The sequence below is a fragment of the Sphingomonas sp. BL-S-30 genome, from assembly GCF_055521475.1.
This window is the reverse complement of record NZ_CM145481.1, coordinates 4,210,386-4,223,910: the sequence shown is the minus strand read 5'-3', so window position 1 is coordinate 4,223,910 and position 13,525 is coordinate 4,210,386. Positions and strand designations below refer to the sequence as shown.

Genomic DNA, 13,525 nt, shown 5'->3' with positions numbered 1-13,525 from the left:
TCGCGCTCTTGTTGGGGCGATGAACATGTCCGGCATAATCGCAATCGGCGGTCCGGCATAGCCGGTGCGCTGCCCTGCGTTCAGGATTGGCGCGGCGCCTTCGATCGCTTCGCGCCGGCAAGGGCCGACAACACGCCGCGCATCGTCCGCACTTCCTGGCTCGACCAGCCTGGTTTGGTCAGCAGGGTGCGCAGCGTCCGCTTCGTCACTGGCGTGCGATCGGGCGGATAGAAGAAATGCGCTGCCTCCAGCATGGCGTCGAGTTGCAGGATCATGCCCTCCAGCTCCTCATGCTCTGCCGGTTCGGGCATTTCGGTCTCGGGCGGGGAGGCGAGCGCGATGCCCTTCGACCATTCATAAGCGACGAGGATCACTGCCTGGGCAAGGTTGAGCGACCCGAACTCGGCATTGATCGGCACGGTGATGATCGTGCGGGCAAGCGCGACGTCGTCGCTTTCGAGCCCCGACCGCTCCGGCCCGAACAGGATGGCGGTGCGCGCGGTGGAGGCATGGATCGCCGTCGCGGCTTCGTCCGGGGTGACGACGGGCTTGGTCACCCCGCGCTTGCGCACGGTGGTGGCATAGACATGAGCGCAATCGGCGACGGCATCGGCGACACTGTCGAACACCTGCGCCTGTTCGAGCACCACATCGGCGCCCGACGCGGCCGGGCCGGCCGAGGGATTGGGCCAGCCGTCGCGCGGGGAGACGAGGCGCATCTCGGTCAGCCCGAAATTGAGCATCGCGCGCGCCGCCTTGCCGATATTCTCGCCGAGCTGTGGGCGGACAAGGACGATGACGGGGGGCGGGGCGAGCGATGGAAGGGGCATCTCCTCCCCGTTCGTCCTGAGCAGGGGCTGAGCTTGTCGAAGACCCGTATCGAAGGACTTGCGCGCGAGGACCCGAATGGCCTCCCAATCTCCCGCGATCAACGCCTCCTTCTTGGCACGCGTCCAGCCTTTGATCTGGCGTTCGGCTTCGAGTGCCTCAAGGCGGGAGGGAAAATCCTGCGACCAGGCGAGAGACACCGGACGCCGATTCTGGGTATAGCCCTCGACTTCGCCGCGATCATGATGCCCCAGGCGCTGCTCGAGATTGTCGGTATGGCCGGCATAATAGCTGCCGTCGGAGCAGCGCAGGATATAGGCGTAGAAGCTCAAAACCTGTCCTTCGATACGCGTCTTCGACTTCGCTCAGCCGCTACTCAGGACGAACGGTGGTGAGAAGGCAAGCCTTCAACCCAACTCACCCCTTGCCCACCTCGTTCACATTGCCGGCGAATTCCTCGAAGTCCCTGGCCTCGCGGAAATCCTTGTAGACGCTGGCGAAGCGGATGTACGCGACCGAATCCAGGCCCTTCAGCCCCTCCATTACCATCTCGCCGATGCGTTTCGAGGGCACCTCGTTCTCGCCCTGGGTCTCGAGCTGGCGCTGGATGCCGGAGACCAGCTTCTCCAGGCGCACCGCATCGATCGGGCGCTTGCGTGCCGCGATCGAGACCGAGCGGAGCAGCTTCTCACGGTCGAACGGCTCGCGCTTGTCCTCGCTCTTGATGACATAGAGCTCGCGCAGCTGGATGCGCTCGAAGGTGGTGAACCGCGCGGCGCAGCCCTCGCACTGGCGGCGCCGGCGGATCGCGGCGCCGTCTTCGGTCGGACGGCTATCCTTTACCTGGCTGTCTTCATGGCCGCAGAACGGACACCTCAAATCACACGCCTTCCGGATAGATCGGGAAGCGCGCGCACAAGGCCAGCACGCGCTCGCGCACCGCCGCTTCGACCTGGGCGTCGCCCTGCTCGCCATTCTTGCGCAGGCCATCGAGCACATCGGCGACCATGTTGCCGATCTCGCGGAACTCGGCGGGGCCAAAGCCGCGCGTGGTGCCCGCGGGCGAGCCGACGCGGATGCCGCTGGTCTTGGTCGGCGGCAGCGGATCGTTGGGGATGCCGTTCTTGTTGCAGGTGATGCCGGCCCGCTCCAGCGCTTCGTCGGCATCCTTGCCGGTCACGCCCAGGGGGGTGAGGTCGATCAGCGCGAGATGCGTGTCGGTGCCGCCCGAGACGACCTCGGCACCGCGCTCCTTGAGCGTGGCCGCGAGGATCTTGGCGTTCTCGACGACCGCGGCGATGTAGCTCTTGTATTCGGGCTGGAGCGCCTCGCCGAACGCGACCGCCTTGGCGGCGATGACATGCATCAGCGGGCCGCCCTGAAGCCCCGGGAACACCGCCGAGTTGATCTTCTTGGCGATCGCTTCGTCATTGGTCAGCACCATGCCGCCGCGCGGCCCGCGCAGGGTCTTGTGCGTGGTGGTGGTCACGACATGCGCATGCTCCAGCGGCGAGGGATGCAGGCCGCCTGCGACGATGCCCGCGAAATGCGCCATGTCGACCATGAAGATCGCGCCGACCTCGTCAGCGATGGCGCGGAACTTCGCGAAATCGATCTGGCGCGGATAGGCGGAGCCCCCCGCGATGATCAGCTTCGGCTTGTGCTCGCGCGCCAGCGCCGCGACCTGGTCGAAATCGATCAGGTGGGTGACCGGATCGACGCCGTAGGCGACCGCGTTGAACCATTTGCCCGACATCGCTGCCTTGGCGCCGTGCGTCAGATGCCCGCCCGCGTCGAGGCTGAGGCCCATGATCGTCTCGCCCGGCTTGACCAGCGCCAGCATCACCGCGCCGTTCGCCTGCGCGCCCGAATGCGGCTGGACGTTGGCGAAGCCGCAATCGAACAGCTTCTTGGCGCGCTCGATCGCCAGCGTCTCGACTTCGTCCGAAGGTTCGCAGCCCTGATAATAGCGCTTGCCCGGATAACCCTCGGCGTATTTGTTGGTGAACACCGAGCCCTGCGCCTGCAGTACTGCCTTGGAGACGATGTTCTCCGAGGCGATCAGCTCGATCTGGGTCTGCTCGCGCTTCAGCTCATGCTGCACGCCGCCGAACACCGCCGGATCCGCCTCGGCGAGGCCGCGGGTGAAGAAGCCGTCCGGCTGGACGTCATTGAGGCTGCGGGGATTGGTGCTCATGCGGGTTCCTTCGCGAAGCTGGGGGCGCCGAGCATCTCGACGCGCGGGGTGTGGCGGCCACCGGCGAATTCGGTGGCCAGGAAAGCGGTGACGCAGGCCTTGGCCATGTCCTCGCCCGTCAGCCGGGCGCCCATGGCGAGGATGTTGGCGTCGTTATGTTCGCGGCAGAGCGCCGCCGACAGTGGCTCGCCGACCAGCGCGCAGCGGGCGCCGGGATGGCGGTTGACCGCGATCGAGATGCCGATGCCCGAACCGCACAAGGCGATACCGCGCTCGGCCTTGCCCGCCGCGACATGCGCGGCAAGCGCAAAGCCATAATCGGGATAATCCACGCGCGCGTCAGAATGCGGTCCGAGATCGGCGACCTCATGACCCTGTTCCCCAAGCCACGCGACCAGCATGTCCTTCAGCGCGAAGGCGGCGTGATCGGATGCTATGGCGATGCGCATAAACGACGCGCTCCTTCTCGGCGAAAGCGGATGCGGCGGCCTTTACGCAAAGCGCGCGGCGAACGCTACCCGCTAGCCGATGCTTTATCGCCGGACACGCAGCCAGCCCCGGTCGCGGGCCGTGGCGGCGAAGCTGGCGCTGACCGGAATCTCGGCGCCATCGGCGAGCAGCAACACCCAGCGCCGCCCGTCGCGCCGCGCGCCCGCGATGCCGTTTGCCGCGACCCAGGCACCGCGATGCACCTGCGCGCCGTCATAATCCGCGACTTCGGCCAGCGCGTCGCCGAAGCGGTGCAGGACAAGCAGGCTGCGGCCGCCCGCAAGGTGCAAACGGCAATAATGATCCTCCGCCTCGATCGCATGGAGCGCTGAAGGATCGGTTAGCCCGGCGCGATCGAGCAACCCGTCGGGCATCACGGCCGACGGGGTGGCGACCAGAGGGGCGGGGGGCGGATTCATTCGCCGACTGATCCCGGCGATGAGCAGGACGAGGAAGATCGCCCCGCTGATCGCCAGCGCCTCGGACCAGGTGCGCGCGGGATCGGCGGCATAGTCTACGCCGAACAGGCGCAGCGCCAGCGAGATTTCGATCGGCAGCGGCAGGTTGAGGATGATCGTGCCGATCGCGGCGGCGCGGGACCAGTCGGCGGTGCGGTGGACCAGCAGGGCGAACCAGAGCTGCCATTTCAGCACATTCCAGCCGAGCAGCACTGCCCAGAAGGCGATGCGGGTGCCGAGCGGCATCTCACCGGTGCCGAACGCGCCGACCACGACCATCAGGATGCCTCCCGCCAGGCCGGCAATGGGCAGAACCGGGAAACCCGGCAGGGCCATGGCGCGATTCGCGAAGTTTCGGGCGTGCTTCGCGAAGCCGGCGTTGCGGGGCGCGGTCGGCAGACGGAAAGCGGGGCGGGCGCTCGGCATGGCGCAAGGCTGCCATCCCGGCCGGGCCTACGCAATCGAAGAAGGAGCATGGCGTGACGAGACAATTCTGGATGCGCGCCGCGGCGCTGGTGCTGGCGGCAACCCCTCTCACCGGCGCGGCGGCGCAGGCGGTCGATCCGGCCACGATCGAGGCGCAACGCGCCGCGATCGCCAGACTGAGCTGGATGGACGGCACCTGGCGCGGCCCCGCCGTAACGCAGGGCCCTGGTGGCGAGCACCGGGTGACCCAGACCGAGCGGATCGGCAATTTCCTGGGCGGCACGATCAAGGTGATCGAGGGCAAGGGTTTCAATCCCGACGGCTCGATAGGCTTCAACGCGTTCGCGGTGATCTCCTATGATCCGGCGACCAGCGCCTATACCTTCCGCTCCTATGCGCAGGGACGCGCCGGGACCTTCTCGATCGTGCCGGCGGCCGGTGAGGGTGTGCGGGGTTATGTCTGGGAAATCCCGGCAGGCCCGGCGACGATCAAATATACCGCCACGCTGGAGAACGGGAAATGGCATGAGGTGGGCGACCGAATCATGCCAGGCCAGCCGCCGCAGCGCTTCTTCGACATGCAGCTGACCCGGGTGGGCAACACCGACTGGCCGGTCGCCGGCGGCATGACCGAGAAATAACGACTGGCGGGTATGCGCGGGATTGCCGTGCATACCCGCCGGGGCTGGAGCACGTCGACCAAGGTCGAAGTGCTCCCGTTTTTTTTGGTTGTCGCGTTTTCCGAGCCGCGGGCTGTTCCAGCCAGCTCGAAAACGCTCTAGCGTCCCGATCGTGACGGATTCGCCCCAAGCCGCCCTGCAACAGGCCAGTGACGCGCGCCTGAAACTGGTCGAGGCGCTGGTCCGGACGGGGCATGAGGACCGTGCGGCCTTTCGCGATCTCTATGCGCTCACCTCCGCGAAGCTTTTCGGCATCTGCTACCGTATCTGCGGCGAAAGGCAGGCGGCAGAAGATGTGTTGCACGACGTGTATCTGACGATCTGGAAGCGGGCGGGCGCCTATGAGCCGCACCGCGCGAGCCCGATCACGTGGCTTGCGACGATCGCGCGCAACCGGGCGATCGACTGGCGTCGTGCGCAGGGCGTGCGGCGAGCGACTCCGATCGAGGATGCGCCGCCGATCCTCGACGAGGCGCCGCTTGTCAGCGACACGCTGGTCGCCGACGAAGAAGCGCACCGCCTTCACGGCTGCCTCGAAGCGCTTGAGGATCGCCAGCGCGGCGCGATCCGCACCGCCTTTTTCGACGGCGTCACCTATGCCGAACTGGCCGAGCGCGAATCCGTGCCGCTGGGCACGATGAAGAGCTGGGTCCGCCGCGGCCTCGCCAAGCTCCGGGAATGCCTCGAGCGATGAGCGACGATATCGATCTGGATACGCCGGACGTGGAGGCGGCCGAGCTGGCACTGGGCATCCTCGACGGCGAGGAACGCGCTGTCGCGCTGCGCCGCGTGCTCGCCGAGCCCGGCTTCGCGCAGCAGGTCGAGCGGTGGCGCCACTATCTCGCGCCATTATTCGATCTCTGGCCGGCGATGACGGCGCCCGCCGGCGTGCTCGAGCGAGTCGAATGGACGATCGACGGCCCTGCGGCGATGGACGTGCCGACGCCGCCCAATCGCCGCTTCTTCTGGCCGGCGGCGGCTGGCATTTCGAGCGTCGCGGCGGCGGCGCTGCTGCTGTTCATCGTGCTGCGGCCGATCGACTACACGCCGCGCCCGGCACCGACTCAAGCCGCCGTGCCCGCGACCATGCTCGTCGCCTCGATTGCGCCGGTCGAAAAGGGTGCGCCGGTGACGGCGGTCTATGATCCGGCGAGCGGTGCGCTGCGGCTGACCGCCGCCGCCCTGGCCGATGCGCGCCGCAGTGCGGAACTATGGGTGATCGGCGGCGACGGCGTGCCGCATTCGCTCGGCCTGTTGCGCCCGAGCGGCGCATCGAGCCTTGCGGTCGACCAGGCCAACCGCGCGCGCCTGGCGGCGGGCGCGACGCTTGCCGTCTCGCTCGAACCGGTGGGCGGCTCGCCGACCGGGCTGCCGACCGGCCCGGTCGTCGCGACGGGCGCGCTTTCGCCGGTCTGAGTTCCGGCACGCGGAAATAAATTTTCGCCGTCGTGCGTCCGACCGGACTCGACGGGCGTATTAGCTCCGTCTTTCCTTCCCAAGCGAAAGGCGAGTAACCCGGGCGCCGCCATTCCCCCTCCTTTGCGGCGCCATGCGTACGGACCTGCCGGCCCCCCTTTCGCCGGCAGGTCCATTACGGTGCGGGCACGAACGTGGCCGATGGCGGCTTCCCCGAAATCAATCGTTCACGGGCAATGCGGGCCGGTAGCGGAGAGTTGGTTTCAGGCGCGGTCAGCGTTGCTTCTTGGCCGTGGTCGCGGTGAAATCCGGGTCCTTCTTCGCGACCCAATCGACGAATTTGCGCACATTGGGGTTGGCCAGCAGAGCGTCCACATCCATCCCGTGGCGCTGCAGTTCGGCATTGGTGAAATTGGCGATCAGCGTCTGCTGGCAAATCGGGTGCATCGGCACGACGTCACGCCCGCCCCGGCTCTTGGGCACGGGATGGTGCCAGACGATGGTCTTGCCGGTCGGCCTGCCGCAGAGCCAGCAGACTACGACTTCCGCCGGAGCTTCCTCCTCGCGGTGCAGGTCTCCATAGGGATCTTTTCTGGAATGCCTGCGGGTCATGCGTCGATCTGAATGCCTGAAGATGCGCTGCTCGCCTATAGCGATGCGGTTGGCAAGCTATCTGATCGGGACGCCTGAACCTCAACCGCCGGCAAAAGGCGCGAGAGCCCGCCGCTCCGCCACCCCTACCCATCCCGACACTCTATCATTTTAGTCGCGGGGCCGTCATGGAAGCGTCATCGGATTGTCCTAGCGGGGCGTGGGCCCCGCTTGCCACAGGTCCGCGAGGAGAGTTTGTCATGGCTGTCGCCGATCGATCGCCCGCCGCTTCCAAGAACAAGGCCGTGCGCGCCGCCGTGCACCGGCACGATCATCTGTCCAAGCAGGGCCTGCTCGAACGCGCCTTCACTTTCGCCTTTCGCGGCCTTGTCTATGCGCAGATCTGGGAAGACCCGGCGGTCGATATGGAGGCGCTGGCGATCACGCCCGACAGCCATGTCGTCACCATCGCGTCGGGCGGCTGCAACGTGCTCTCCTATCTCACCGCCAATCCGCGGGCGATCACCGCGGTCGATCTCAACACCGCGCATATCGCGCTCAACAAGCTGAAGCTCGCCGCCGCCCGGCAGTTGCCGGATTACGAGGCATTCCATCGCTTCTTCGGCAACGCCAACAGCCGCGCCAACATCCAGGCCTATCGCACGCATGTGCGCCCGCATCTCGACGAGACTACGCGGCGCTATTGGGAGGGGCGCGACATGATTGGCCGCCGCCGCATCGGCGGCTTCGCCCGCGGCGTGTACAAGCGCGGGCTGCTCGGCAATTTCATCAGCGCCGCCCATATCCTGGCGCGGCTGAACGGGCTCAACCCGAAGGTGCTGCTCAAGGCCAACTCGATCGAGGAGCAGCGCGAGATCTTCGACCGCGAATTCGCGCCGATGTTCGACAAGGCCTTTATCCGCTGGCTGACCGACCAGCCGGCCTCGCTGTTTGGCCTGGGCATCCCGCCCGCGCAGTACGAAGCGCTGGCCGGCGACGAGAAGATGGCGACCGTGCTGCGCGAGCGGCTCGAAAAGCTCGCCTGCGATTTCGACCTGAAGGACAATTATTTCGCCTGGCAGGCGTTCAACCGCGGCTATGGCGATGGCCCGTCGGCGCCGCTGCCGCCCTATCTGCAGCGCGAGCATTATGAAGAGATCGTCGAGCGCGTCGACCGGATCGAGGTGCGCCACGTCAACTTCACCGATTATCTGCGCAGCCGCGAGGACGCGTCGCTCGATCGGTATATCCTGCTCGACGCGCAGGACTGGATGACCGACGAGCAGCTGACCGACCTGTGGACCGAGATCACGCGGACCGCCAAGCCCGGCGCGCGCGTGCTGTTCCGCACCGCCGGCACGGCGACGATCCTGCCCGGGCGCGTGCCCGATGACGTGCTGGTCCGCTGGGATTACCGCGCCGAGGAGTCGCTGGACTATACGAAGCGCGACCGCTCCTCGATCTATGGCGGCGTGCACCTGTACGTGCTGGGCTGAGCATGGATGCAGGCCATGCGGGGCACATGGATGCGATCTACCGGACGCAGCGCCATTTCTACGACCTGACCCGCAAATATTATCTGCTCGGCCGCGACCAGCTGATCCGCGAGCTCGCCCCGCCGCCGGGCGGCAGCGTGATCGAGATCGGCTGCGGCACCGGGCGCAACCTGATCGTCGCGGCAAGGGCGTGGCCGAACGCGCGTTTCTACGGGATCGATATTTCCGAGGCGATGCTGGAGACCGCGCGCGGGAATGTCGCGAAGGCCGGGCTGGCCGACCGTATCGTCTTCGCGCAGGGCGACGCGACCGCGTTCGACGCGCAGGCGCTGTTCGGCGTCGCGCAGTTCGACCGGGTGTTCCAGAGCTATACCCTGTCGATGATCCCGGACTGGCTCGGCGCGATCCGCGAAGGCGCGGCCAAGCTGGCGCCGGGCGGGCGGCTCGACATCGTCGATTTCGGCCAGCAGGAGGGCCTGCCCCGGGCGTTCCACCGGCTGTTGCTCGCATGGCTCGCCCGGTTCGACGTTTCGCCGCGCGCGACCCTGCGCGGTGCGGTGGAGGAAATTGCCACCGCGCAAGGTCTCCACGCCGACTTCCGCCCGCTCTATCGCGGCTATGCCTGGACGGCGCGGCTGAGCCGGGCCTAGCGCAAAAACTGGGTGTCTGGAATTACCTCTCCCGTTCCGCCCCGGACTTGACCCGGGGGTTGCCGAGCCCTGTCATTCTTTCCCCGGGAAGAAAGAGCGGCCCTTCGACAAGCTCAGGGCGAACGGAAGGGAGGATAACGCGACCTGGAAAGCTCTCCAGCGCGGTCCCGACGATCAGCGCCGGAAATCCACGATCGCCGGTGTCTTGGTCGTTGCCGGATCCTGGTACAGCCCGGCACGCGGCACGCGGCTGACCTCGCAGGCGCCGGCGGCGCAGTTCAGCACCCGCGCCATTTGTGCGGCGATCGCCTCGGTCGCGCAGGCACCCGCCTCGTCGACCACCAGCAATTGCAGCGTGTCGCGGCCTCGCGCGTCGAACCGCAACTGCAGCTGGAAGCCGTCGGCCGCGCTGACCAGCGGCGCGATCAGGTCCAGGTCGAAGGTCATCTCGGCGAACTGGAAGGATCGGCTGTCGCGCCCGCGCAGCTCGAGGAAGCGCTCGCCGTCGCGTTCGACCAGCCGGCCGACATCGCCGACGCGGTAGCGGAACACCGGAAAGCGAGTCCGAAAGCCGTTGGTGACGGCGAGCGGGCCGAAGCCGTCTTCGTCCGGCGCCAGAATTTCCACCACCAGACCCGGCAGGATCCGGAACAGGCCGGGATGGCGGCTGGCGTCGCACCATGCCCAGATGCCGGTCTCCGCCCCGCCATAGAGCGACCAGATCTGTTCCGTGCCGAAGGTCGCGCGCAACAGTGCGAGGGTCGTGTCGCGCAGCGGCTCGCCAGCATAGAGAAGCTGCGGAATCGGCAGCGTCTCGCCTGCATCGGTCAGGAAATGCGCGAACAGGATGAGCTTCGACGGCGTGCCGAGCAGATGCGTCGGCCGGAAACGCCGCGCGATCGACAGCATGTCCTCGTACCGCGCATGCGCGCTCATCGGCAGGGTCGTCGCGTCGCAGCGTTCGAGCAGGTCGTCGAGGATCGCGGCGGTACGGTACAGGTCCGAATAGCCGAAGATGTTGAGCGCGACCGTCCTGGCGTCGAACACGCCGTGCGTCGTCAGGCATGCCGACAGCGCCTGTCGCTGGGCGAGATTCTCGGCGATGTCGACCGGGAAGATCAGCGGCCGCTGCGTGCTGCCGCCGGAGCGCACCAGATAGACGCCGCGCGGCTCGTCGCCCGGCGCGAAGTCGCTCAGTTGCTCCAGCAGCACCTTCTTGTCGGTGGCGGGGGCGTCGCGCCAGTCGGATAAGCCGCTGAAATGCGCGCGGTAGAAGCCATGCTCGCGTGCGCGGCGGAAACAATCGCGCATCAGCGTCGCGTCGTCGGGCGGGGTCATGCTGCGCTCATGTTCATCTGCAGCAGCAGATCCTCGTGATGCACGAGGAACAGCGCCTTCTGGTCGTCGGGCAGGGTCGACAGGGCATGGGCCAGCCAGCGATCGGCCAGCATGCGCGCGACCGCGCGGTCATGCGGGTCGCCGCTGTCCCGGTACCGGTGCACGATCGGCGGCACCTCGAGCGTGCGCCAGTCACGATGCGCGCGGTGCGACAGGCTATCGCCGGAAATGCGGAACCGGATCAGCGGCGCGGCGAACAGCCCGACCCGGCCGCCGCCCGCCACGATCGACCGGGCGACGCGGTACCACAGGTCGATCCCTTCGTTCAGCCGCGCCGCCGGATGATAGCGATGCGCCCCGATCGCGTCGCGGCGCACGACCACATTGCTCGCCCGGCCCATGAGGAAATCGGGATTCGCGGCGGCGCGCAGCGGATCGGCGAGCAGCAGGACGTCGCCCGCCAGCGGGGTGAGCTCCCCGGCCAGGGCATTTATTTCCGGAAACACTTCGCCCGGCGGATCGCTCGCATAGCCGAGCACCATCATCGCCAGCGCATGGTCGCGCATCGCCTCGCGCATCCGGCGCAGCGCATCGGGGCGCAGGGCGTCGTCCGCATCCAGGCAGAGGATCAGGTCGGTGTCGGCACGGTCGAGGCCGGTGTTGCGCGCCGCGCCGGGCCCGCCGTTGCGCGGGCGCCGGACCAGCGCCACCCGTGCCGGGCGCAGCGCGTCGGCATGATCGGCGAGCGCCTGTTCCGCGGCTTCGGTGCTGCCGTCGGTGCTGGCGTCGTCGACCAGGATCAGTTGGTCGGGCGGCATGTCCTGCTGCGCCAGCGACGCGATCGCCTCGCCGATAAAGGCGCGCTTGTCGAACAGCGGAATGATGACGGACAGCGTCGTCACGGCGCGATCAGCGGGACATAGATGTGGCCGCGCCGGCCATGGACGTTGATGATCTTCTCGTCGGATCCGCGAAACACGCCGGCGCCATAGCTGGTGTCGTCGCGGCACAATTGCATGCCGACCAGGTGAATTGGCGCAGCTTCGCCGGGCGCGGCGAATGCCCGTTGCGGAAGATAGAGCTGGTACATGTCCTCCGCCCATCCCGCGCGCACCCGCTCGCGCCACGCAGCCTCGCCGCATTCACTCCGCACCAGCGCGTCGATGCCGCGGCCGCCGCTGCTGCGCTTCGCGATCATGTCCTCGTCGCGCGCGAGCAGCGCGTCGCAGCCGGCCTGGTCGGCGATCGTCCATGACGGGATCAGGAAGGATCGGAGCGCCGCATTGTCCTCCGCGGTCAGCAGGTCGCGCATGATCGTGTCGTCCCACAGCACGGCCAGCGTGCGCTTGTCATGGACCAGGATCAGGGTGCGGACATCGTTGAAATAGGCGCCGCTGTCGATCAGGTGCCGCAGTGCCTCCGGCGAGATCAGCGGCACTTCGCTGCGATCCATTTCCAGGATGCAGTGATCGGCCGGGGCGCCGCCGGCGAGGAGGCGGCCGTCCTGCACGGCCAGCATGGCAGGATGCGCCCGGACGAACGCGATGCCGCGATCGCGCAACGCCTGGGCGAGCAGGAAGATCTCGGTGCCCGCCTCGCGCGCATGCACCATCACGACGGTCTCGCCCGGGCGATAGGCGGCGCACAGATCGTCGAGGAACCGGCCCTGCCCGGCCTGGACCGCAAGCCCCGCGCGCGCGACGTGCGGCGCATAGCTTTCGCCGGCGCGCAGGCTGAGCATCCAGCCGTTGAGCGGATAACGCGCGCCGATCTCGCAAAGACGTGGGCCGCCTGCCAGGTCGTAGACGAAATCGGGGCGATAGAAGCCGGTCCGGTACGGCCGCCCATGCGCCAGGCGCAGGATCGCCTCGAGCGCTTCCGGCAGGGCATAGACCGCGCGAATGCGGGGATCGTCGGCATAATGCGTCACGATCGCGCGCAGCGCGCGGTCGAGCAGCTGGTTCAGGTCGCGCAGCCGCTCGAGATAGGCAGCGGTGCAGATCACCGGCGCGGAGGCGAGTTGCGCGACCGCCACCACCGGCGGGTCGCCGAGCGCCGCGGCGAGCGCCGGCCGCGGATCGGGGGTGAAGTCGCAGTCCGCAATCCACAGCATCGGCGCGTCCGCGTCGCGCGCGGCGATGGTCAATGCACGGGCTCGAGTTCGGCCATGGCCTCCCGGCAGACATGATCGAGCACGGCCGCCTTCTTCTCGAGATAGGTGCCGACGATCTCGTCGAGCGAATAGTCGCTGATATCGGCGTCCATCGCGTCGCCATAATGCCGGATCGCATCGAGCGCGTGGAAGAAATGATTCCGTTCGGTCGGCCCGCAATGCACGCTGATCCAGTCGAGCGTCCGGCGGCATTCGGATGATGGGACGCCATAATCCTCGCGTAGCCAGCGCGTGAACAGCGGGAGGATGAACTCGACCTCGCCATGCGTGTAGATCTCGTGGGCGAGCGTGGTCAGCAGCGACACGAGCAGGTCGGGGCTGCGCAGCGCCGCCTGGTCCTTCCACGCCTTGAAGTCGATCGCGGAAGGATGAAGATAGCGCCGCAACAACCATTTGTCGTCGCCGACGATGTCCGTCGCCATCCTGTAGTACATTTCCGAATGCAGGACCTTGTGGGTGACCGCCAGATCTTCGTCGATGATCCGGTCAAGGCTGGTCATCGCGCGCAGCAGCGCCTTCGTGTCGGGAACGTCCTTGTTACGGTGCAGGAGCAGGGTGAGACGGTTGCCGATCCCCGCCGTCGTCATCGCGCTGTTATTGGTCTGCGCCCAGCTCTGGAAGAAATGGCGCAGCGCTTCCGGGTCTTGCCGCCGTGCGGTCAGGGACCGGAACGCCGTCTCGATCCTGCCGAAATGATGTCTGTGGCGCGAAAAGGATCCGATCAATTCGTTCTTCAGATGCGAGTCCGGCATAGACGCCAGGACAGGCATGATGATGTCGTGA

Annotated in this window: 15 protein-coding genes; 5 read left to right on the top strand and 10 right to left on the bottom strand. The window is 67.3% G+C overall.

Annotated elements, in window-relative coordinates:
- Positions 1 to 80: 80 nt before the first annotated feature.
- The 5 genes from ACZ1I5_RS19710 to ACZ1I5_RS19690 all read right to left on the bottom strand — a co-directional run bounded on the left by ACZ1I5_RS19710 (position 81) and on the right by ACZ1I5_RS19690 (position 4,398).
- Positions 81 to 1,160, bottom strand: a complete 1,080-nt coding sequence (locus tag ACZ1I5_RS19710) for a TrmH family RNA methyltransferase (protein WP_465170933.1) — start codon at positions 1,158 to 1,160, stop codon at positions 81 to 83.
- Between the two features lie 85 nt (positions 1,161 to 1,245).
- Complete coding sequence (gene nrdR / locus ACZ1I5_RS19705; protein ID WP_465170932.1) at positions 1,246 to 1,707, bottom strand: transcriptional regulator NrdR; 462 nt, start codon at positions 1,705 to 1,707, stop codon at positions 1,246 to 1,248.
- A gap of 1 nt (position 1,708) precedes the next feature.
- The gene (glyA, locus tag ACZ1I5_RS19700) at positions 1,709 to 3,025 is read right to left on the bottom strand and encodes a serine hydroxymethyltransferase (protein WP_465170931.1); all 1,317 of its coding nucleotides are present in this window, start codon (positions 3,023 to 3,025) and stop codon (positions 1,709 to 1,711) included.
- Entirely contained in the window at positions 3,022 to 3,474 is a 453-nt protein-coding gene (gene rpiB / locus ACZ1I5_RS19695) for a ribose 5-phosphate isomerase B (RefSeq protein ID WP_465170930.1), read from the bottom strand. Before rpiB ends, glyA begins: the two co-directional genes overlap by 4 nt.
- Positions 3,475 to 3,558: 84 nt before the next feature.
- On the bottom strand, positions 3,559 to 4,398 hold the full coding sequence (locus ACZ1I5_RS19690; RefSeq protein WP_465170929.1) for a LytTR family DNA-binding domain-containing protein: 840 nt from the start codon (positions 4,396 to 4,398) through the stop codon (positions 3,559 to 3,561).
- A 53-nt stretch (positions 4,399 to 4,451) separates the two neighbouring features.
- Here ACZ1I5_RS19690 and ACZ1I5_RS19685 point away from each other — a divergent pair, with 53 nt between their 5' ends.
- The 3 genes from ACZ1I5_RS19685 to ACZ1I5_RS19675 all read left to right on the top strand — a co-directional run bounded on the left by ACZ1I5_RS19685 (position 4,452) and on the right by ACZ1I5_RS19675 (position 6,494).
- Positions 4,452 to 5,039 carry a DUF1579 domain-containing protein gene (locus ACZ1I5_RS19685; RefSeq protein ID WP_465170928.1) on the top strand — a complete coding sequence of 196 codons (588 nt, stop codon included), beginning with the start codon at positions 4,452 to 4,454 and terminating at the stop codon, positions 5,037 to 5,039.
- 151 nt (positions 5,040 to 5,190) lie between these two features.
- Complete coding sequence (locus tag ACZ1I5_RS19680) at positions 5,191 to 5,772, top strand: sigma-70 family RNA polymerase sigma factor (protein WP_465170927.1); 582 nt, start codon at positions 5,191 to 5,193, stop codon at positions 5,770 to 5,772.
- Positions 5,769 to 6,494 (top strand): anti-sigma factor, encoded by a 726-nt coding sequence (locus ACZ1I5_RS19675; RefSeq protein WP_465170926.1) that lies wholly within the window; start codon positions 5,769 to 5,771, stop codon positions 6,492 to 6,494. The genes ACZ1I5_RS19680 and ACZ1I5_RS19675 overlap by 4 nt, the downstream gene beginning before the upstream one ends.
- A gap of 273 nt (positions 6,495 to 6,767) precedes the next feature.
- On the opposite strand, the gene ACZ1I5_RS19670 is transcribed toward ACZ1I5_RS19675, so the two are convergent.
- Entirely contained in the window at positions 6,768 to 7,106 is a 339-nt protein-coding gene (locus ACZ1I5_RS19670) for a hypothetical protein (protein ID WP_465170925.1), read from the bottom strand.
- A 239-nt stretch (positions 7,107 to 7,345) separates the two neighbouring features.
- Here ACZ1I5_RS19670 and ACZ1I5_RS19665 point away from each other — a divergent pair, with 239 nt between their 5' ends.
- A complete protein-coding gene (locus ACZ1I5_RS19665) occupies positions 7,346 to 8,581 on the top strand; it encodes a BtaA family protein (RefSeq protein ID WP_465170924.1) in 1,236 nt (411 codons plus the stop codon).
- Between the two features lie 2 nt (positions 8,582 to 8,583).
- Positions 8,584 to 9,231, top strand: a complete 648-nt coding sequence (locus tag ACZ1I5_RS19660) for a class I SAM-dependent methyltransferase (RefSeq protein WP_465170923.1) — start codon at positions 8,584 to 8,586, stop codon at positions 9,229 to 9,231.
- A 174-nt stretch (positions 9,232 to 9,405) separates the two neighbouring features.
- Here ACZ1I5_RS19660 and ACZ1I5_RS19655 read toward each other — a convergent pair whose 3' ends face one another.
- From ACZ1I5_RS19655 to ACZ1I5_RS19640, 4 genes are read right to left on the bottom strand one after another with little or no spacing between them, the layout of a single operon-like run.
- Entirely contained in the window at positions 9,406 to 10,569 is a 1,164-nt protein-coding gene (locus ACZ1I5_RS19655) for a phenylacetate--CoA ligase family protein (protein ID WP_465170922.1), read from the bottom strand.
- Complete coding sequence (locus tag ACZ1I5_RS19650; RefSeq protein WP_465170921.1) at positions 10,566 to 11,471, bottom strand: glycosyltransferase family 2 protein; 906 nt, start codon at positions 11,469 to 11,471, stop codon at positions 10,566 to 10,568. The genes ACZ1I5_RS19655 and ACZ1I5_RS19650 overlap by 4 nt, the downstream gene beginning before the upstream one ends.
- Complete coding sequence (locus tag ACZ1I5_RS19645; protein ID WP_465170920.1) at positions 11,468 to 12,715, bottom strand: hypothetical protein; 1,248 nt, start codon at positions 12,713 to 12,715, stop codon at positions 11,468 to 11,470. The genes ACZ1I5_RS19650 and ACZ1I5_RS19645 overlap by 4 nt, the downstream gene beginning before the upstream one ends.
- Positions 12,712 to 13,494 (bottom strand): hypothetical protein, encoded by a 783-nt coding sequence (locus ACZ1I5_RS19640; RefSeq protein WP_465170919.1) that lies wholly within the window; start codon positions 13,492 to 13,494, stop codon positions 12,712 to 12,714. The genes ACZ1I5_RS19645 and ACZ1I5_RS19640 overlap by 4 nt, the downstream gene beginning before the upstream one ends.
- Positions 13,495 to 13,525: the final 31 nt, after the last annotated feature.